The organism is Pseudomonas sp. AS2.8 (assembly GCF_014190935.1).
Classification (GTDB): domain Bacteria; phylum Pseudomonadota; class Gammaproteobacteria; order Pseudomonadales; family Pseudomonadaceae; genus Chryseomonas.
In genome coordinates this window covers 23,742-42,698 of sequence record NZ_JACHVV010000007.1, presented here as the reverse complement: position 1 = coordinate 42,698, position 18,957 = coordinate 23,742, and the positions used below count along the sequence as shown (strand labels likewise).

Annotated in this window: 16 protein-coding genes and 2 tRNA genes; 1 reads left to right on the top strand and 17 read right to left on the bottom strand. The window is 64.0% G+C overall.

The features are described 5' to 3' along the window. From FHR73_RS21915 to FHR73_RS21900, 4 genes are all read right to left on the bottom strand, one after another. Nucleotides 1–915: an ABC transporter permease subunit gene (locus tag FHR73_RS21915; protein WP_017640614.1), complete on the bottom strand. Its 915-nt coding sequence runs from the start codon at nt 913–915 to the stop codon at nt 1–3. Nucleotides 916–1,011: 96 nt separating this feature from the next. Further along, entirely contained in the window at nt 1,012–2,133 is a 1,122-nt protein-coding gene (locus FHR73_RS21910; protein ID WP_158893767.1) for a branched-chain amino acid ABC transporter substrate-binding protein, read from the bottom strand. A 494-nt stretch (nt 2,134–2,627) separates the two neighbouring features. Beyond that, on the bottom strand, nt 2,628–3,905 hold the full coding sequence (locus FHR73_RS21905) for an FAD-binding oxidoreductase (protein WP_183634034.1): 1,278 nt from the start codon (nt 3,903–3,905) through the stop codon (nt 2,628–2,630). A 24-nt stretch (nt 3,906–3,929) separates the two neighbouring features. Next, complete coding sequence (locus FHR73_RS21900) at nt 3,930–5,420, bottom strand: aldehyde dehydrogenase family protein (protein WP_183634033.1); 1,491 nt, start codon at nt 5,418–5,420, stop codon at nt 3,930–3,932. Nucleotides 5,421–5,533: 113 nt separating this feature from the next. Between FHR73_RS21900 and FHR73_RS21895 the strand changes: the two genes are divergently transcribed. Beyond that, the gene (locus FHR73_RS21895; protein ID WP_183634032.1) at nt 5,534–6,418 is read left to right on the top strand and encodes a LysR substrate-binding domain-containing protein; all 885 of its coding nucleotides are present in this window, start codon (nt 5,534–5,536) and stop codon (nt 6,416–6,418) included. A 104-nt stretch (nt 6,419–6,522) separates the two neighbouring features. Here FHR73_RS21895 and pnp read toward each other — a convergent pair whose 3' ends face one another. The 13 genes from pnp to folP form a co-directional block, all read right to left on the bottom strand. Beyond that, entirely contained in the window at nt 6,523–8,625 is a 2,103-nt protein-coding gene (pnp, locus tag FHR73_RS21890; RefSeq protein WP_183634031.1) for a polyribonucleotide nucleotidyltransferase, read from the bottom strand. 175 nt (nt 8,626–8,800) lie between these two features. After that, complete coding sequence (rpsO, locus tag FHR73_RS21885; protein ID WP_133863049.1) at nt 8,801–9,070, bottom strand: 30S ribosomal protein S15; 270 nt, start codon at nt 9,068–9,070, stop codon at nt 8,801–8,803. Nucleotides 9,071–9,163: 93 nt separating this feature from the next. Further along, the gene (truB, locus tag FHR73_RS21880; RefSeq protein WP_183634030.1) at nt 9,164–10,078 is read right to left on the bottom strand and encodes a tRNA pseudouridine(55) synthase TruB; all 915 of its coding nucleotides are present in this window, start codon (nt 10,076–10,078) and stop codon (nt 9,164–9,166) included. A gap of 1 nt (nt 10,079) precedes the next feature. Continuing rightward, nucleotides 10,080–10,463 carry a 30S ribosome-binding factor RbfA gene (gene rbfA / locus FHR73_RS21875; RefSeq protein ID WP_183634029.1) on the bottom strand — a complete coding sequence of 128 codons (384 nt, stop codon included), beginning with the start codon at nt 10,461–10,463 and terminating at the stop codon, nt 10,080–10,082. Nucleotides 10,464–10,595: 132 nt separating this feature from the next. Further along, complete coding sequence (gene infB, locus FHR73_RS21870) at nt 10,596–13,151, bottom strand: translation initiation factor IF-2 (RefSeq protein WP_183634028.1); 2,556 nt, start codon at nt 13,149–13,151, stop codon at nt 10,596–10,598. Nucleotides 13,152–13,177: 26 nt separating this feature from the next. Continuing rightward, on the bottom strand, nt 13,178–14,650 hold the full coding sequence (gene nusA / locus FHR73_RS21865) for a transcription termination factor NusA (RefSeq protein WP_007162649.1): 1,473 nt from the start codon (nt 14,648–14,650) through the stop codon (nt 13,178–13,180). A gap of 49 nt (nt 14,651–14,699) precedes the next feature. Then, nucleotides 14,700–15,158: a ribosome maturation factor RimP gene (gene rimP, locus FHR73_RS21860; protein WP_133863045.1), complete on the bottom strand. Its 459-nt coding sequence runs from the start codon at nt 15,156–15,158 to the stop codon at nt 14,700–14,702. A 127-nt stretch (nt 15,159–15,285) separates the two neighbouring features. Next, nucleotides 15,286–15,362: transfer RNA gene (locus FHR73_RS21855), tRNA-Met, on the bottom strand. Nucleotides 15,363–15,449: 87 nt separating this feature from the next. Next, a tRNA-Leu gene (locus FHR73_RS21850) sits at nt 15,450–15,535 on the bottom strand. Between the two features lie 16 nt (nt 15,536–15,551). Next, on the bottom strand, nt 15,552–15,932 hold the full coding sequence (secG, locus tag FHR73_RS21845; RefSeq protein WP_183634027.1) for a preprotein translocase subunit SecG: 381 nt from the start codon (nt 15,930–15,932) through the stop codon (nt 15,552–15,554). After that, nucleotides 15,932–16,690: a triose-phosphate isomerase gene (tpiA, locus tag FHR73_RS21840; RefSeq protein WP_183634026.1), complete on the bottom strand. Its 759-nt coding sequence runs from the start codon at nt 16,688–16,690 to the stop codon at nt 15,932–15,934. The genes secG and tpiA overlap by 1 nt, the downstream gene beginning before the upstream one ends. A 66-nt stretch (nt 16,691–16,756) precedes the next feature. After that, nucleotides 16,757–18,094 (bottom strand): phosphoglucosamine mutase, encoded by a 1,338-nt coding sequence (gene glmM, locus FHR73_RS21835; RefSeq protein WP_183634025.1) that lies wholly within the window; start codon nt 18,092–18,094, stop codon nt 16,757–16,759. Continuing rightward, nucleotides 18,094–18,957 (bottom strand): dihydropteroate synthase, encoded by an 864-nt coding sequence (folP, locus tag FHR73_RS21830; protein ID WP_183634054.1) that lies wholly within the window; start codon nt 18,955–18,957, stop codon nt 18,094–18,096. The genes glmM and folP overlap by 1 nt, the downstream gene beginning before the upstream one ends.

Below are 18,957 nucleotides of genomic sequence, written 5' to 3'. Positions count from 1 at the left end.
TTACACCTTCGTGACCTGGGGTTTGCCGAGCAGCCCCTGGGGCCTAAAGATCAGGATCGCCACCAGCAGCGAAAAGCTGAAGACGTCCTTGTAGTCCGAGTTCACCAGGCTGGCGAACTGGGCTTCGGAGATGCCGAGGATGATCCCGCCGAGCATGGCGCCGGGCAGCGAGCCGATGCCGCCGAGCACGGCCGCGGTAAAGGCCTTGATGCCGATGATGAAGCCGGCATAGAAGTCGAAGGTGCCGTAGTTGAGGGTGATCAGCACCCCGGCCAGCGCCGCCATGGCCGCGCCGATGATGAAGACGTAGGAGATCACCCGGTCGGTGTTGATGCCGAGGATCTGCGCCATCTTGCGGTCCTGCTGGGTGGCCCGGCACATGCGGCCGAGGGTGGTCTTCTGGATCACGTAGGTGAGCAGGCCCATGCCGATGATGGAGGCCACGATGATGAAGATCTTGGTGTAGGTGATGATCACGAAGCCTTCGCCGATGTGCAGGCGCAGGGCGCCGTCGAGCAGCGTCGGTACGCCCTGCTGGCGCGCGCCCTGGGCGAGCTGCACGTAGTTCTGCAGGATCAGCGACATGCCGATGGCGGAGATCAGCGGCGCTAGGCGCGTGGAGTTGCGCAGCGGCTTGTAGGCGATGCGCTCGATGGCCCAGCCGTACACGGAAGTGACCACCACGGTGAAGATCAGGGTGCCGAGGATCAGCACCGGGAAGGAATGCAGGCCGAACACGCTCAGCAGGGCGATGCCGATGGCGGCGAGATAGGCCGACACCATGTACACGTCGCCATGGGCGAAGTTGATCATGCCGATGATGCCATAGACCATGGTGTAGCCGATGGCGATGAGTCCGTAGACCGAGCCCAGGGTCAGGCCGTTGACCAGTTGTTGCAGAAAGATACCGTCCACGTTTGCAGTCTCGCGCTGGATGGATGACGAGGGCCGCCGGCCGCCACCTCGTCCTGGGGCGGAGACGAGGCGGCGGCTGGCGGATTCACGCGAGGATCAGGGCAGCTGGTGGTACTTGCCCTTGTCGTCCCATTCGTACATCACGTAGTCGGAGACCTTGAGGTCGCCCTTGCTGTCCCAGCTCTTCTCACCCAGTACGGTGTTGACGCTGTGGGACTTCAGCCACTCGGCGGCCTTGGCGCCGTCGGTGCCCTTGATGCCGTTGAAAGCAGCGGCCACGGCCTGCAGCGAGGCGTAGGAGTAGAGGGTGTAGCCCTCGGGCTCGTAGCCGGACTTGCGCAGGGTTTCCACCACGGTCTTGCCGGCGGGATTCTGCAGCGGATCGGCGCCGAAGGTCATCAGCACGCCCTTGGTGTACTGGGCGCCACCGGCGGTGGTGACCAGGTCGGCGGAGACGATGCCGTCGCCGGAGACGAACTTGGCAGTCACGCCCTGCTCGCGCATCTGCCGCACCAGCGGACCGGCTTCGGGGTGCAGGCCGCCGAAGTAGACCACGTCGGCGCCGGAGGCACGGATCTTGGTGACCAGGGAGTTGAAGTCCTTCTCGCCGCGGGTCAGACCCTCGTAGAGCACCTCTTTCACGCCGCGCTTGTTGAGCTGCGCCTTGGTGGCGTCGGCCAGGCCCTGACCGTAGGTGTCCTTGTCGTGGATGATGGCGACCTTCTTGGCCTTAAGGGTATCGACGATGTAGTCGCCGGCCACAATGCCCTGCTGGTCGTCACGTCCGCACATGCGGAACACGCCGGTGAGGCCACGCTCGGTGATCTTGGGGTTGGTGGACGCCGGGGTGATGGAGATGATGCCGGCTTCGTCGTAGATCTCCGAGGCGGGCATGGTGTTGGAGGAGCAGAAGTGGCCGATCACGGCCTTGACCTTCTCCGAGTCCACCAGGCGGTTGGCCACGGCCACGGCCTGCTTGGGCTCGCAGGCGTCGTCACCCTGCACCAGCTTGATCTTCTCGCCATTGATGCCACCGGCGGCGTTGATGTCCGTCGCGGCCTGGGTAGCCCCCTTCCAGAACTGCTCGCCGTAGGCGGCACTGGCCCCGGTGAAGGGACCGGCGACACCGATCACGATGTCGGCATGCGCCAGGGTGGAGAGAGTGAACGCAGAACCGATAGCGAGAGCCAGAATGCCTTTTCTGTAAATCTTCGACATGGGAGGTGTGCTCCAGAGGGTGGTTGGCCTGTTCGCCGGAGCAAAGCCTGTGCCATCACCCAGTTGTGTACCGGGCGCAAAGGCCATTTGCCGCCACCGCGATGAGCCGAAACCTCGGTTTGCCAGCAGCGAGGGCCGCTGCCAGTGGACTCGACCCGCCTTTAGACCTTTGTCTTAACTGGCTCATTAGTCTGGATAATTCGCCGAAGCGGTAGCAGCGAAACAGGCAAAACACAGCGGTTTGTTACCAGATAGCAACCCGGTTGCACCTGTTTCGCACCAAAACGTAACACCGTCCCCACACTGTGCCACCAAAGTAACCATGACCCTGCGGCCCCAGGCCCCCGCGGGAGCCGTCGTTCTCGCGGCCTGCTGGCAGTTGCAGACAGCCATGAAAAAGCGGCCGACTTGCACGGGGCGGGATGCGCAAATCGGCCGCTTCGGCGCGTTATCGCCCGGCCCGAGGGCCGGTGACAGCGGGTATGGCGGGGTCGCTAGAGCACTACGCGCAGGCACTGCCCGGCGTGATAGAGGGTGAAGCCGGCTTCGTACATCAGGCTGCGCCACTGGCCGACCGGATTGGCATCCAGCGACGCCAGGGGCAGCGGCAGGTCGTGGCGATCGCCACTGCACAGATAGCGGGCAAAGGCCTGCCCCACCACCGTGCCGGTGGTCACCCCGCGACCGTTGTAGCCGGACACCGCCAGCAAGCCCGGCGCCGGCTCGAACAGTCGCATCAAATGATCGGGCGTGAAGCCGATACGGCCCGTCCAGCTGCACTCCCACTCGACCTGTCCGAGCGCAGGGAAATAGTGCCGCTGGATGCGATCGGCCCAGGCGCGGATGAAGCCGGCCGGCCGCCCCGCCATGTTGCCGAGACTGCCCAGCAGCAGACGGCCATCGGCATCGCGGCGAATGCTGCTGAGCACCGTCCGGGTATCCCAGGAACCACGGCCTTGGGGCAGGATGAAATCCGCTTCCGGACCGAGCGGCCGCGAAGCCACCTGGTAGTAGTAGCCCGGGAAGAATTGCGTGCGCAGGGTGGTCCACTCGCCTTCGGTGTAGGCGTTGGAGGCGATCACCACCTGGTCGGCGGTAACTCGCCCCTGCGGGGTTTCCACCTGCCAGCGCTCACCGACCCGCTGCAGGCGTTGCACCGAACTCTGCTCGAACAACTCGCCGCCTTCCTGACGCAGCGCCCTGGCCAGGCCCAGGGCATACCCCATGGGCACCAGGGTGCCGGCGCGATGATCGAGCAGCGCGCCACTGATGTCGCGCGTGCCGCAGGCGCTGTAACAGGCCTCTCCTTCCAGCAGTTCGACCCGGGCACCGCGTCGCTGCCACTGCTCGGCACGCTGCCCCAGATCGGCCAGGCCCTTGGCGCTGTGCGCCATGTGCAGGGTGCCGGCGCGGCGCGGCTGGCAATCGATGCCATAGCGCTCGATGAGACCGAACACCTGACTCGGCGCATCGCCCATCACGCCCAGCAGGCGCTCTCCGACCTCCGGGCCCAGGGTCGCCACGGCTTCGTCCGGCGGAATCCACATGCCGGCATTGACCAGCCCGACATTGCGTCCGGAGCCGCCATGGCCGACGCCATGGGCTTCCAGCACCACCACCCGCCGCCCGGCCTGCGCCAGGTGCAGGCCGGTGGACAGGCCGGTATAGCCACCGCCGATAACGCAGACCTCGGTGTCACGCTCGCCCTGCAACGGCGCACCCGGCACCGCCGGATACAGCCGCTCCCACAGGCACTCTTCACGCAACTGCATTCTCTGCGCTCCTGGCGGACCCACTCAGTCGAAGACGATGCCCTGGGCCAGCGGCAGTTCGCGGGAATAGTTGACGGTGTTGGTCTGGCGGCGCATGTAGGCCTTCCAGGCATCGGAGCCGGATTCGCGACCGCCACCGGTTTCCTTCTCGCCCCCAAAGGCACCGCCGATCTCGGCACCGCTCGGTCCGATGTTGACGTTGGCGATGCCGCAGTCGCTGCCGGTCGCCGACATGAAGGCCTCGGCCTCGCGCACATCGGTGGTGAAGATGCAGGACGACAAGCCCTGGGGCACGGCGTTGTTCAGCGCCACCGCCTCGTCAAAATCGTCATAGGCCAGCACATAGAGGATGGGGGCGAAGGTCTCGTGGCGCACCGCCTCGCTCTGCTCGGGCATCTCGACGATGGCCGGCGCCACGTAGTAGGCCTCGGGATACCTGTCGGCCAGCTGCCGCTCGCCGCCGTAGACCACGCCGCCCTCGCCGCGCGCCTGCTCCAGCGCGCCCTGCATGGCCTGGAAACTGGCCGCATCGATCAGCGGACCGATCAGATTGCCTTCCAGCGGATGGCCGATGCGGACTTTGGCATAGGCGGTCTTCAACCGGGCGACGATCTCGTCCTTCACCGAACGGTGGGCGATCAACCGGCGCAGGGTGGTGCAGCGCTGGCCGGCGGTGCCGACGGCGCTGAACAGGATGGCGCGTACCGCCATGTCCAGATCGGCGCTCGGCGCGAGGATCATGGCATTGTTGCCGCCCAGTTCGAGAATGCTGCGACCGAAGCGCGCCGCAACCCGCGGTCCTACCTCGCGACCCATGCGGGTGCTACCCGTGGCGCTCACCAGTGCCACCCGCGGATCGTCCACCAGGGCTTCACCGGCGGCGCGATCGCCGACGATGACCTGGCTCAGATCGGCCGGGGCATCACCAAAGCGCGCCAGGGCCTTTTCGAACAGCGCCTGGCAGGCCAGGGCGGTCAGCGGGGTCTTTTCCGAAGGCTTCCAGATCACCGGATTGCCGCAGACCAGGGCCAGGGCGGCATTCCACGACCAGACCGCCACCGGGAAGTTGAAGGCACTGATGATGCCCACCACGCCCAGCGGCTGCCAGGATTCGCGCATGTGGTGACCGGGACGCTCGGAGGCGATGGTCAGACCATAGAGCTGGCGCGACAGCCCAACGGCGAAGTCGCAGATGTCGATCATCTCCTGGACTTCGCCCAGGCCTTCCTGGGTGATCTTGCCGGCTTCCCAGGACACCAGTTCGCCGAGATCGGCCTTGTGCGTGCGCAGTTCTTCACCCAGCAGCCGCACCAGTTCGCCCCGGCGCGGCGCCGGTACCGCGCGCCAGGCCTGGAAGGCTCGCTCGGCACGGGAGATCTTCTGCTCCACTTCGGCGGCGCTTTCCAGGGCGACGCTGCCCAGTTGGCTGCCATCGATGGGGGAATGCACCCGGTGCTCGCCTTGGGTGTAGTGCTGGGCAGGAACGCCGAGGCGTTCCAACAGGGCCTTGCTCATGCTGAGGTCTCCGCAGAAAGGGAATCGTCCCTGAGTATGGTCAGCCCAGCGGCGCCGGACAACCGACCTTTGCTCGGCATATCATTCCCTTTTTTCATGCCGCGAGTCCGCTCATGCAACGCCGCCATCTGCCGTCCATCACCGCCATGCAGTGCTTCGAGGCGGTCGCGCGTCATCTGAGCTTTACCCGCGCGGCCGACGAGCTGGCGCTGACCCAAAGCGCCGTCAGCAAACAGGTCGCCCAGCTCGAGGACCTGCTGCAGCACAGCCTGTTTCGCCGGGTCCGCCGCCGCCTGCAGCTCACGCCCGCGGGTGCCCTCTACCTGGCCGAGGTGGACAAGATCCTCAACCAGCTGGAGATGTCGGCGCGCTACCTGAGGTCCTATGGCGGCGAGACCGAGGTGCTGCGCGTGGCCACCCCGCCGACCTTTGGCGAGCGCTGGCTGGTACCGCGGCTAAAAGGGTGGCGCCTGCGCTTTCCCAACATCCACCTGGATGTCTCCAGCGCGCTGGAACCGGTGGACTTTCGCGATCCCCGGCATGACGTGGCGCTGTTCTATGGCCACGGCAGCTGGCCGGGGGCCGAGTGCGAATTGCTGCTGCACGAGCACATGGTCGCGGTCTGCGCGCCCGACCTGCTCCCCCCCAAGGGCATCACCGGGCCGGAGCAGCTGGTGGACTTCGTCCTGCTGCAGAACACCACCCGCCCGGAATCCTGGCACGACTGGTACGCCAGCCTCGGGCGCGACGAGGTGCATAGCCATCACGGCCCGCGCTTCGACACCTTCACCCTCTGCGCCCGCGCTGCCCAGGAAGGCTGCGGGGTGGCGCTGCTCCCGGAATTCCTGGTCGCCGAAGAACTGGCCTCCGATCGCCTGGTGCTGGCCTGGCCCCATCGCCTGGCCAGCCCCCATGCCTACTGGCTGGCCTATCCGGAACAAATGGCCGAGGTGCCCAAGGTGCGCAGCTTCATCGAATGGATCCGCGAAAAGGCCTAGCGCCCGTAGGTTGCGGCTGAGCATCGCGAAGCCCACCTACGGGCGCTAGGCATCAGCCATAAAAAAACCCGGCCGAGGCCGGGTCTTTTCTAGCAGGGGTCGTCTCAGACGCCGGAGGCTTCCGCCGCCGCCACGTCTTTGATCGACAGCTTGATGCGGCCGCGGTTGTCCACGTCCAGCACCAGCACCTTCACTTCCTGACCTTCCTTGAGGACATCGGTGACCTTCTCGATACGCTGATCGCTCAGCTGCGAGATGTGCACCAGGCCGTCCTTGCCCGGCAGGATGTTGACGAAGGCGCCGAAGTCGACGATGCGCTCCACCTTGCCGACGTAGATCTTGCCAATCTCGGCCTCGGCAGTGATGCCCAGGACGCGCTGCTTGGCCGCTTCAGCCGCTTCGCGGGTCTCGCCGTAGATCTTGATGGTGCCGTCGTCCTCGATGTCGATCGAGGCCTTGGTCTCTTCGCAGATACCACGGATGGTGGCGCCACCCTTGCCGATCACGTCGCGAATCTTGTCCTGGTCGATCTTCATCGCCAGCATGGTCGGGGCGTTTTCGGACAGCTCGGCACGCGACTCGGAGATCACCTGGTTCATCTGACCCAGGATGTTCAGACGCGCTTCCAGCGCCTGCTCCAGGGCGATCTCCATGATCTCTTCGGTGATGCCGTTGATCTTGATGTCCATCTGCAGGGCGGTAACGCCTTTGGCAGTACCGGCCACCTTGAAGTCCATGTCGCCCAGGTGATCTTCGTCACCCAGGATGTCGGTCAGGACGGCGAACTTCTCGCCTTCCTTGACCAGACCCATGGCGATACCGGCAACCGGCGCCTTGACCGGCACACCGGCGTCCATCAGCGCCAGAGAGGCACCGCAGACCGAAGCCATGGAGCTGGAGCCGTTGGACTCGGTGATCTCGGAGACCACGCGGATGCTGTAGGGGAAGGCGTCCTGGGTCGGCAGCATGGCCTGGATGCCACGACGGGCCAGACGACCATGACCGATCTCACGACGGCCCGGGCTGCCCATGCGGCCGCACTCGCCGACCGAGAAGGGCGGGAAGTTGTAGTGCAGCATGAAGCTGTCACGACGCTCGCCTTCCAGGGTGTCCAGCAGCTGCGAGTCACGGGCGGTACCCAGGGTCGCGGTGACCAGGGCCTGGGTTTCGCCACGGGTGAACAGTGCCGAACCGTGGGTCTTCTTCAGCGGGCCGACTTCGATCTGCAGCGGGCGAACGGTGCGGGTGTCGCGACCGTCGATACGCGGCTTGCCGTCGACGATGTTCTGGCGCACGGTGCGGTATTCCAGCAGACCGAAGGTCTCCTTGACCTCGGCTTCGCTGTACTGACCGTTCTCACCGGCCAGCTTGGCGATGGCCTGGTCACGCAGGGCACCCAGGGCCGCATAGCGATCCTGCTTGATGGTGATGGTGTAAGCACGGGACACGGCTTCGCCGACTTCGGCCTTGACGGCTTCGATCAGGGCGGTGTTCTCGGCAGGCGCCTGCCAGTTCCAGGTCGGCTTGCCGGCTTCGGCAGCGAACTGGCTGATGGCCTCGATGGCCACCTGGAATTCTTCGTGGGCGAACAGCACGCCGCCCAGCATCTGGTCTTCGGTCAGCTCGTCGGCTTCGGATTCCACCATCAGCACGGCGTCACGGGTACCGGCCACGACCATGTCCAGGCTGGAGCTCTGCAGCTGCTCGTAGCTGGGGTTCAGCAGGTAGCCCAGTTCGGTGTGGTAGCCCACGCGGGCAGCGGCGATCGGACCGGCGAAGGGGATGCCGGAAATGGCCAGGGCGGCGGAGGTGCCGATCATGGCGGCGATGTCCGGATCGGACTTCTTGTTGGTGCTGACCACGGTGCAGACCACCTGGACTTCGTTGAGGAAGCCTTCGGGGAACAGCGGACGGATCGGGCGATCGATCAGGCGCGAGGTCAGGGTTTCCTTCTCGGAAGGACGGCCTTCGCGCTTGAAGTAACCACCGGGGATGCGGCCAGCGGCGTAGGTCTTCTCCTGGTAGTGCACGGACAGCGGGAAGAAGTCCTTGCCGACGGCGGGCTGCTTGGCGCCGACCACGGTGACCAGCACGCTGACGTCATCGGTGGAGACCAGCACGGCACCGGTCGCCTGGCGCGCGATGCGGCCGGTTTCCAGGGTGAAGTTCTGCTCACCGAACTTGAATTGCTTGATTACTGGATTCACAGTCTTTCCTTCTCTTTATTGCCTTGGGGGAAACAGGGGCGACCAGAGGGATTCGGACCCTCGCTGATCTCCGGGGTGACGCAGGCCGATTCTGCCGGCCTTTCAAGCAAAAAAGCCGGAGGCCGGCGCGAGCCGACCTCCAGCTTCAGACTGCTTGCAGCAGGTCTGCATCGTATTAACGACGCAGGCCCAGGCGAGCGATCAGTGCGCTGTAACGAGAGGTGTCTTTGGACTTCAGGTAGTCCAGCAGCTTACGACGCTGGTTGACCATGCGGATCAGACCACGACGGCTGTGGTGATCCTTGCCGTTGATCTTGAAGTGACCTTGCAGCTTGTCGATGTTGGCGGACAGCAGGGCAACCTGCACTTCCGGCGAACCGGTGTCGCCTTCGGCGCGCTTGAACTCGTTTACAATCTGGGCTTTGTCTTCAACGCTCAGTGCCATGATAGGGCTCCTCTGAGGAACAGGCCGGGACAGGTCCCGTGCTTTAGGAAAGAGGTGTGACCGTGCCTGCTGACAGCCACCCTCGGTATCGGTCTAGGACCGAATCAGTCTACGGGGAGCAACCTGCCCCTCGTCATCAATCTCGCCGATGCCGATGAAACGACCCTGGTCGTCCTGCACCCGCATCAAGCCGAATTTCGGTGCGTTGGCCGCCCGGACGGGCTGACCGTGCAACCAGTAATAGGCGCTGTGTTGAGTCAACTGCACCAGCGGCCAGTGCTCCAGGCCACTGTCGACCGGCAGCAGGAAGCGATCCAGCGCTTCGGAACCGCCTTCGGCGTGCACCGCCTCCAGCTCTTCCAGGCTGATGGCCTGCGCCAGACCGAAGGGACCGGCCTGGGTACGGCGCAACTCGGCCACATGGGCACCGCAACCGAGCAGGGCACCGAGGTCTTCGACCAGGGTGCGCACATAGGTACCCTTGCTGCAGGCCACTTCCAGCGTCGCGCGATCTTCCTGCAACGCCAGCAGTTCCAGACGGGCAATAGTAACAGAACGCGGCTCGCGCTCCACTACTTCGCCCGCACGCGCCAGCTTGTAGAGCGGCTGACCGTCGCGCTTCAGCGCCGAATACATTGGCGGAATCTGCTCTATCTGGCCGCGGAAGGCCGGTAGCGCCGCCTGGATGGCCGCTTCGTCGACCGCGACCGCCCGTCGCTCCAGCACTTCACCCTCGGCATCGCCGGTGGTGGTGGTGACGCCAAGTTGCGCCACGGTGCTGTAGCCCTTGTCGGCATCCAGCAGGTACTGGGAAAACTTGGTCGCCTCGCCAAAGCATAGCGGCAGTACGCCGGTGGCCAGGGGATCCAGGCTACCGGTGTGCCCGGCCTTCTCGGCATTGAGCAGCCAGCGGACCTTTTGCAGGGCGGCGTTGGAGGAAAAGCCGCGCGGCTTGTCCAGCACCAGCACGCCATGCACCTGCCGGCGAATACGCTTGACCTGGGCCACCCTACTCCTCCCCTTCCTGCCGACGATCTTCGGCGACCGCCCGCTCGATCAGCGCCGACAGCTGGGCGCCGCGACGGATGCTCTCGTCATACTGGAAACCCAGTTGCGGAACGGTCCGCAGCTTCATCGCCCGACCCAACTGCTGCCGCAGGAAGCCGGAGGCATCCTTGAGGATGGCGATGTTCTGCTTGATCGCCTCGGCGTCATCGTCCTTGCCCAGCACGGTGATATGCACCTTGGCATGGGACAGATCCCGGGCTACGTCCACGCCGGTGATGGTCACCATGCCCAGCCGTGGATCCTTGATTTCGCGATGGATCAACAGCGCCAGTTCGCGCTGTATCTGGTCACCGATGCGCTGGGTACGGCTGAATTCTTTGGCCATGTCGAAACTCTCGTACAAAAGGCCGCAGACGTCGGGCCTGCCAGCCATGAACCTTGGAAACGCGAACGGCAAGTCCGGACCTGGCAGGGTTCTGCCAGGTCCGCGACCTGCCGTCCTGGTGCAGAGTCGTCGTTACAGCGAACGGGCGACCTGAACCTTCTCGAACACTTCGATCTTGTCGCCGACGCGGACGTCGTTGTAGCTCTTCACGCCGATACCGCATTCCATGCCGGCACGCACTTCGGCCACGTCATCCTTGAAGCGACGCAGGGATTCCAGCTCGCCTTCGAAGATGACCACGTCTTCGCGCAGGACGCGGATCGGACGGTTGCGGTGCACCATGCCCTCGGTGACCATGCAGCCGGCGACGGCGCCGAACTTGGGCGAACGGAAGACGTCACGCACCTCGGCGATACCCAGGATGTTCTCCCGGACGTCACTGCCCAGCATGCCGGTCAGCGCCTTCTTCACATCTTCGATGATGTCGTAGATGACGTTGTAGTAGCGCATGTCGAGGCCTTCCTGCTCGACGATCTTCCGCGCCCCGGCATCGGCCCGGACGTTGAAGCCGAACAGCACGGCATTGGAAGCCAGCGCCAGGTTGGCATCGCTCTCGGTGATACCACCGACGCCACCACCGACCACACGCACCTGGACTTCGTCGTTGCCCAGACCGGACAGCGAACCTTGCAGCGCCTCGAGGGAGCCCCGTACATCGGACTTGAGCACGATGTTGAGGGTCTTCTTCTCGTCCTGGCCCATGTTCTCGAAGATGTTCTCGAGCTTGCCGGCGTGAGCGCGGGCCAGCTTGATCTCGCGGAACTTGCCCTGACGGAACAGTGCCACTTCGCGGGCCTTCTTCTCGTCGGTCAGCACGGTGAGTTCGTCACCGGCATCCGGGGTGCCGTCCAGGCCGAGAATCTCGACCGGGATGGACGGACCGGCTTCCTTGATCGGCTTGCCGTTCTCGTCGAGCATGGCACGGATGCGGCCGAAGTTGACGCCGACCAGCGCCATGTCGCCCTGACGCAGGGTACCGTTCTGTACCAGCACGGTAGCGACCGGACCACGACCCTTGTCCAGGCGCGATTCGATGACCACACCGCGACCGGGTGCTTCCGGCGTAGCGGTCAGCTCCAGGACTTCGGCCTGCAGCAGGATGGCTTCGAGCAGCTCGTCCACACCGGTACCGGCCTTGGCCGAGACGTGCACGAACTGGGTGTCGCCGCCCCACTCTTCCGGGATGACCTGACGACCGGCCAGATCGTGCTTGACGCGATCCGGATCGGCATCGGGCTTGTCGATCTTGTTGACCGCCACGACGATGGGGACACCCGCCGCCTTGGCGTGCTGGATGGCTTCCTCGGTCTGCGGCATGACGCCGTCATCGGCCGCGACGACCAGGATGACGATGTCGGTGGCCTTGGCACCACGGGCACGCATCGCGGTGAACGCGGCGTGACCAGGGGTATCCAGGAAGGTCACCATGCCACGCTCGGTTTCCACGTGGTAGGCACCGATGTGCTGGGTGATGCCACCGGCTTCGCCCGACGCGACCTTGGCGCGACGGATGTAGTCCAGCAGCGAGGTCTTGCCGTGGTCGACGTGACCCATGACGGTCACCACCGGCGCGCGGTGCAGGGCCTTGCCACCCTCGAACTTGAGGGACTCGGCCAGCTGGTCTTCCAGGGCGTTCTCGTTGACCAGCTTGACCTTGTGGCCCAGCTCTTCGGCCACCAGCTGCGCCGTCTCGCGGTCGAGCACCTGGTTGATGGTGGCGGGAGACCCCATCTTGAACATGAACTTGATGACTTCGGCGGCCTTCACCGACATCTGCTGAGCAAGCTCAGAGACGGTGATGGTCTCGCCTAGATTGACTTCGCGCACTACAGGTCCTGTCGGGCTCTGGAACCCGTGTTGGTTTCGCTTCTTGAGTCGCGACTTGCCACCGCGACCGCCACGCCGGCCAAAGCCCTCTTCCTCGTCGTCGCCACTGCGCACGGTACGGGGAGCTGCGACCTTGTCCTTGATCGACGGGCGATGCTGGGCATTCTTGCGCTCGCGACGCTCGTCTTCTTCGCGCTTGCTGCTTGGGGCAGGATGCACGGGACGACGCGGTTCTTCGCGCTTGCGCTCACCCGCCGGATCCGCCTTCTTGACCTCGGCGGCAGGCGCGGCAGCGGGTTGCTGCTCGGCCACCACGGCCGGGGCTTCCGGCGCGGCAGGGGCTGCAGCCTCGGCGGGGACCGCCTGCTGCGCGGCCTGAGCCGCGGCTTCGGCCTGCTGCTGGGCAGCCGCCTCGGCAGCGCGCTGGGCTTCTTCCTCGGCACGTGCCTGGACAGCGGCCTCTTCGGCTGCGCGCTGGGCTTCCTGCTCGCGGCGCTGTTCGGCCTCGAGTTCAGCGGTGCTGCGCTTGACGAAGGTCTTCTTCTTGCGCACTTCGACGCTGACTGTCTTGCTGCCGGCCACTTTCAGCGTGGTTTGGGTCTTGCGCTGCAAGGTGATCTTGCTTGGCTCGTCGAGCTGCGCCGTCCCCTTCAGGTGCGTCAGCAGGGCCTGCTTTTCCGCATCGCTCACCAACTGCTCAGCACTGCTGTGCGTCAGACCTGCCTCGCGCATCTGCTGTAGCAGACGTTCCACCGGCGTATTGACCGTTTGGGCCAGTTCTTTCACCGTGACTTGCGTCATGCACTTCTCTCCTCAGACTGCGCCGCTTACTCGAACCAATGGGCACGGGCAGCCATGATCAGCTTGCCGGCACGCTCTTCGGTCATGCCGTTGATGTCGAGCAGGTCGTCGATCGACTGCTCGGCGAGCTCTTCGCGATTGACCACGCCACGCTGGGCCAGCGCGCTGGCGAGCTGGGGATCCATGCCGTCGAGGGTCAGCAGATCTTCGCTGGGGCTCTTCTGTTCTTCGGTCGCGATGGCCCGGGTCAGCAGGCGATCCTTGGCCCGGGTACGCAGCTCGTTGACGATGTCTTCGTCGAAGCCATCGATGTTGAGCATCTCTTCCATGGGCACGTAGGCCACTTCCTCGAGGGAGGTGAAACCTTCTTCCACCAGTACCTGCGCCAGCTCCTCGTCGACATCCAGCTCGTCGATGAAGCGCTGGATGATGTCGCCGGTCTCCGCCTGCTGCTTGGCGTTGATGTCCGCCTCGGTCATCACGTTGAGCGTCCAGCCGGTCAGCTGACTGGCCAGGCGCACGTTCTGACCGCCACGACCGATGGCCTGGGCCAGGTTGTCCTCGGCGACAGCGATATCCATGGTGCGGCTGTCTTCGTCGACGATGATCGAAGCGACTTCGGCCGGGGCCATGGCGTTGATGACGAACTGCGCCGGATTGTCATCCCAGAGGACGATGTCGACCCGCTCGCCACCCAGTTCACCGGATACCGCCTGGACGCGCGAACCGCGCATGCCGATGCAGGCACCCTGGGGATCGATGCGCTTGTCCTTGGAACGGACGGCGATCTTGGCCCGCGAACCCGGATCCCGGGCGGCCGCCATGACATCGATCAGCTGCTCGGAAATCTCCGGCACCTCGATGCGGAACAGCTCGATCAGCATCTGCGGATCGGTCCGCGACAGCATCAGCTGCGGACCGCGGTTTTCCGTGCGGATCTCCTTGAGCAGGGCACGCAGACGCACGCCCATGCGGAAGGTCTCGCGCGGAATGATGTGCTCACGCGGCAGCAGCGCCTCGGCATTGTTGCCGAGGTCGACGATCACGCTGTCACGGGTGACCTTCTTGACGGTACCGGAGATGATCTCGCCGACCTTCTCGCGATAGGCGTCCACCACCTGAGCCCGCTCGGCCTCGCGCACCTTCTGCACGATCACCTGCTTGGCGGTCTGGGCGGCGATCCGACCGAATTCGATGGACTCGATCTTCTCTTCGATCACTTCACCGGCCTTCACGCCGGGATGCTCTTCCTGGGCGTCTTCCACCGTCAGATGCGAATCGGGCAGCTGATAGTCTTCGTCTTCCACCACGGTCCAGCGGCGGAAGGTTTCGTAGCTGCCGTTGTGTCTGTTGATCGACACCCGCAGATCCACATCTTCTTCGTAGCGTTTCTTGGTAGCCGTGGCGAGAGCCAACTCCAGTGCCTCGAAGATGACGCCGGGTGGAACACCCTTCTCGTTCGAAACAGATTCCACTACCAGCAGAACTTCTTTGCTCATCTTACGCCTCGTATTCGCAATCCTTGGGATCCGCGGTCTCGCGCTCAAATCACTCGAAACGGGGAACGACGTTGGCCTTGTCGATCATCTCGATGGGCAGCAGATACTCATGCTCGTCCACCTGCACCACGACGTCCTGGTCTTCCACACCGCGCAGCAAACCCTGGAAATTACGCCGCCCTTCGAAGGGCGACCGAAGTTTGACCTTGACCTGTTCACCGACGTGGGCAGCGAATTGCTCCAGGGTGAACAGCGGTCTATCCATACCGGGGGAAGACACCTCGAGGGTGTATTCATTGGTGATCGGATCTTCCACATCGAGTACGCCACTTACCTGGCGACTGACAGCCTCGCAATCTTCGACGAGAATGCCGTTGGGATGATCGATGTAGACACGCAGTAGCGAATGCCGCCCTTGGGAGATGTACTCGACACCCCAGCAGACATAGCCAAGCGCCTCGACGACGGGGGCCAGCAAGGCCTGCAACTGTTCTAGCTTGCTCGACACCTGGTTGCCTCGCGTTTTTTGAGAATAAAAAATGGGCATTACGCCCATCCCTAAGAGGTCTGCGCAAGAAAGCGCGACCCGAACTGTCCAGCCAACAAAAAGCCCCTAAAAAGGGGCTTTAAATAACTGGTTGCGGGGGCTGGATTTGAACCAACGACCTTCGGGTTATGAGCCCGACGAGCTACCAGACTGCTCCACCCCGCGTCAAAGCTGGAGCGAGATTATATTCAACTGAACTCTAGGAGTCAACCTACTCTCTCTCGCCGCGTCCTGCAGGACGTCTTTGCTATTTGGTGCCGAAGATGGGACTCGAACCCATACAGCCTGTGGCCACTACCCCCTCAAGATAGCGTGTCTACCAATTCCACCACTTCGGCATGAAACCTTTTAAACCTACTTTGACTCCTGGGGTACGTCCCCGGAAGTACCACCCTGGGCAGCGCGCGGCTGACTCAGAGGAACATCGTTACCATCCTGCTTCGGCTGAGGAGCCTGCTGGACTGGCTGAGTGGGCAGACCCACTTCACGCAGACCCAGCGCACGGTCTTTGGCGTAATACCCCAGACCCAGGCTAGTCGCGAAAAAAACCGCGGCTAGTATAGCAGTAAAGCGACTCAGAAAGGTAGCAGAACCTTGACTACCGAAAACGGTACCCGAGGCACCCGCACCAAAGGATGCACCGGCTTCGGCACCCTTGCCCTGCTGCATCAATACCAGCGCGATCAGGCCAAGCGCCATCAGCAAGTGGATCACGACAACTGCAGTTTCCAACATTATCCACGTCCTGCAGCGCGGCAAATCGCACTGAACTCTTCAGCATTCAGGGAGGCTCCACCTACCAGCCCCCCATCGATATCCGGCATGCCGAACAATTCGGCAGCATTGGCGGCCTTGACACTGCCGCCATACAACAGCTGAAGGCCTTCAGCGACCTCAGCATCGGCCTCGCGCACCAGGGCGCGAATCGCCGCATGAATCTCTTGCGCCTGCTCCGGGGTTGCCGTGAGCCCGGTACCTATCGCCCAAACGGGCTCGTAGGCCACCACGGCATTGGCGAAAGCCGCGACCCCGATTGCATCGATGACCGCCTTAAGCTGGCCACCCACCACATCCAGAGTACGCTCGGCCTCCCGCTCTTCGCGGGTTTCGCCGACGCAGAGCACGGGAATCATCCCGCCCTCCTGGATGGCCGCGAATTTCTTCGCCACCACCTCGTCATCTTCGCCCAGCAGAGCACGCCTTTCGGAATGCCCCACCAGTACGTAACGGCAACCGAACTCCGCCAACTGCGTCGAGGAGACCTCGCCAGTCAGGGCTTTCTCGCCCGCGACGGGAGCACAGGTCTGAGCCCCCACCTGCAGCGACGTTTCCGCCAGCTCTTTCGCCACCCCCGGCAGATGCACCAATGTCGGAATCACCACGACATCGACACCCGCTACGCCATCCAACCCTTTCAAGCCTGCGACCAGCGCCGACACGCCTTGCAGCGAGCCATGCATTTTCCAGTTACCGGCAACCAGGGAACGACGCATGCGTTTTGCCTCAGGGAGCGAAGTGGGCGCAGATGTTACTCAATCGAAAACCGGCATGCAAGCAAATCAAGCACATACCTCGGTTATCAGCTGAGCCAGGGCTTCGGCATGGGCGCGCACCTCACGCTCGTTCTCGCCTTCGACCATGACGCGCAGCAGCGGCTCGGTACCGGATTTTCGTAGCAGCACCCGCCCCTTGCCGGCCATCTTCTCGGTCACCTCGGCACTGGCCTGCTTGACCCGCGGATTCTCCAGAGGATCCTGGCCACCGCCGAAACGCACATTGATCAGCACCTGAGGGCATTTGCGCAGCGCCATGCGCGCCTGGGCCAGGGTCTGGCCGGCATTGCGCAGGGCGATGAGTACCTGCAGCGCGGCGATGGTGGCGTCGCCGGTGGTGGTGTACTGGCAGCAGACCACATGCCCGGAGTTCTCGCCGCCCAACACCCAGTTGCGCTCCAGCAGTTCAGCCATCACATAGCGATCGCCTACCTTGGCCCGTACAAAGGGAATATCCAGCTCGGCCAACCCCAGCTCGAGACCGAGATTGCTCATCAGGGTACCGACCACCCCACCCTCGAGGCGTCCACGACGCTTGAGATCGCGAGCGATCAGATAGAGCAGCTCATCGCCGTCCACTGCCGCCCCGGTGTGATCCACCATCAGCACCCGATCACCGTCGCCATCGAAGGCGATGCCGATGTCGGCGTGCTGATCGAGCACCGCCTGCTGCAGCCCCTCCAGGTGGGTGGAACCGCAGTCCTTGTTGATATTGAGACCGTCCGGCTGCACCCCGAGCACGCTGACGTCCGCTCCGAGCTCGCGGAAGACGCTGGGTGCGATCTTGTAGGTGGCGCCATTGGCGCAGTCCAGCACGATCTTCATGCCGGCGAAACTGGTCCCGGTCGGCACGCTGCTCTTGCAGAACTCGATATAACGGCCAGCGGCATCGTTGATGCGCGAGACCTTGCCGATACGCGCCGAATCGACCACGGTCATGGGCGTGTCGAGCAGCTCCTCGATCATGGTTTCCAGTTCATCGGGCAGCTTGGTGCCGGCGCCGGAAAAGAACTTGATGCCATTGTCGTAGTAGGGATTGTGCGAAGCACTGATGACGATGCCAGCGCTGGCCTGAAAGGTCCGCGTCAGATAGGCGATACCGGGCGTTGGCATGGGCCCCAGCAGCATGACGTCGGCACCCGCGGCGGAAAGACCGGCTTCCAGCGCCGATTCGAACATGTAGCCGGAGTTGCGCGTGTCCTTGCCCACCAGCACCCGACAACCACCGCGACTGCGAAAGGCGATGCCCGCTGCCCAGCCCAGCTTGAGCATGAACTCGGGGGTGATGGGATACGTCCCGACCTTGCCGCGAATACCATCGGTTCCAAAATACTTTCTTGCCATCAGTTCTGTTCCTGCCTGAAGCCTTCGACCGCGGTGATCATCTTCACCACGTCCACCGTTTCCGCCACATCATGGACCCTGAGGATCTGCGCCCCCTTGGCCAGCGCCAGCGCCGCCAGGGCCAGACCGCCCGCCAGGCGCCCTTCTACGGGTCGCCCGGTAACCGCGCCGATCATGCTCTTGCGGGAAACGCCCACCAGCAAGGGTAGCCCAAAGGCGAGCAACTCGGCTTGCCGCCTGAACAGCTCGAGGTTGTGTTCCAGGGTCTTGGCAAAGCCATAGCCCGGATCCAGCACCAGCCGCCCGCGGGCGATACCGGCCGCCTCGCACCGGGCAACCTGCTCAGCGAGAAAGGCGCCCACCTCGCCTGCGACGTCGGCATAGACGGGCGCCTGCTGCATGGTGCCGGGCTCGCCCCGCATGTGCATCAGGCAGACCGCCAGATCGGTCGCGGCGGCAGCTTCGAGGGCGCCAGGCCGACGCAGGGCGCGGACGTCATTGATCAGACCGGCTCCCGCCCTGGCACCCTCACGCATGACGGCCGGGGTGGAGGTATCAAGGGAGAGGACGACATCCAGCTCCCGGGCGAGCGCCTCGATCACCGGTACGACGCGATCGAGTTCTTCCGCCTCAGACACCACCGGCGCCCCTGGCCGAGTGGACTCTCCACCCACATCGATGATGGCCGCACCGGCCGCTACCATCTCCACGGCATGGCGCAACGCGCTTTCGACCGCCGTATAGCGACCGCCGTCGGAGAAGGAGTCGGGCGTGACATTGAGGATGCCCATGACTTTGGGCGTGTCAAAAACAAGAACCCGATTGCCGCAAGGCAATCGGGTCGAAGGAAACGGATTGAACAT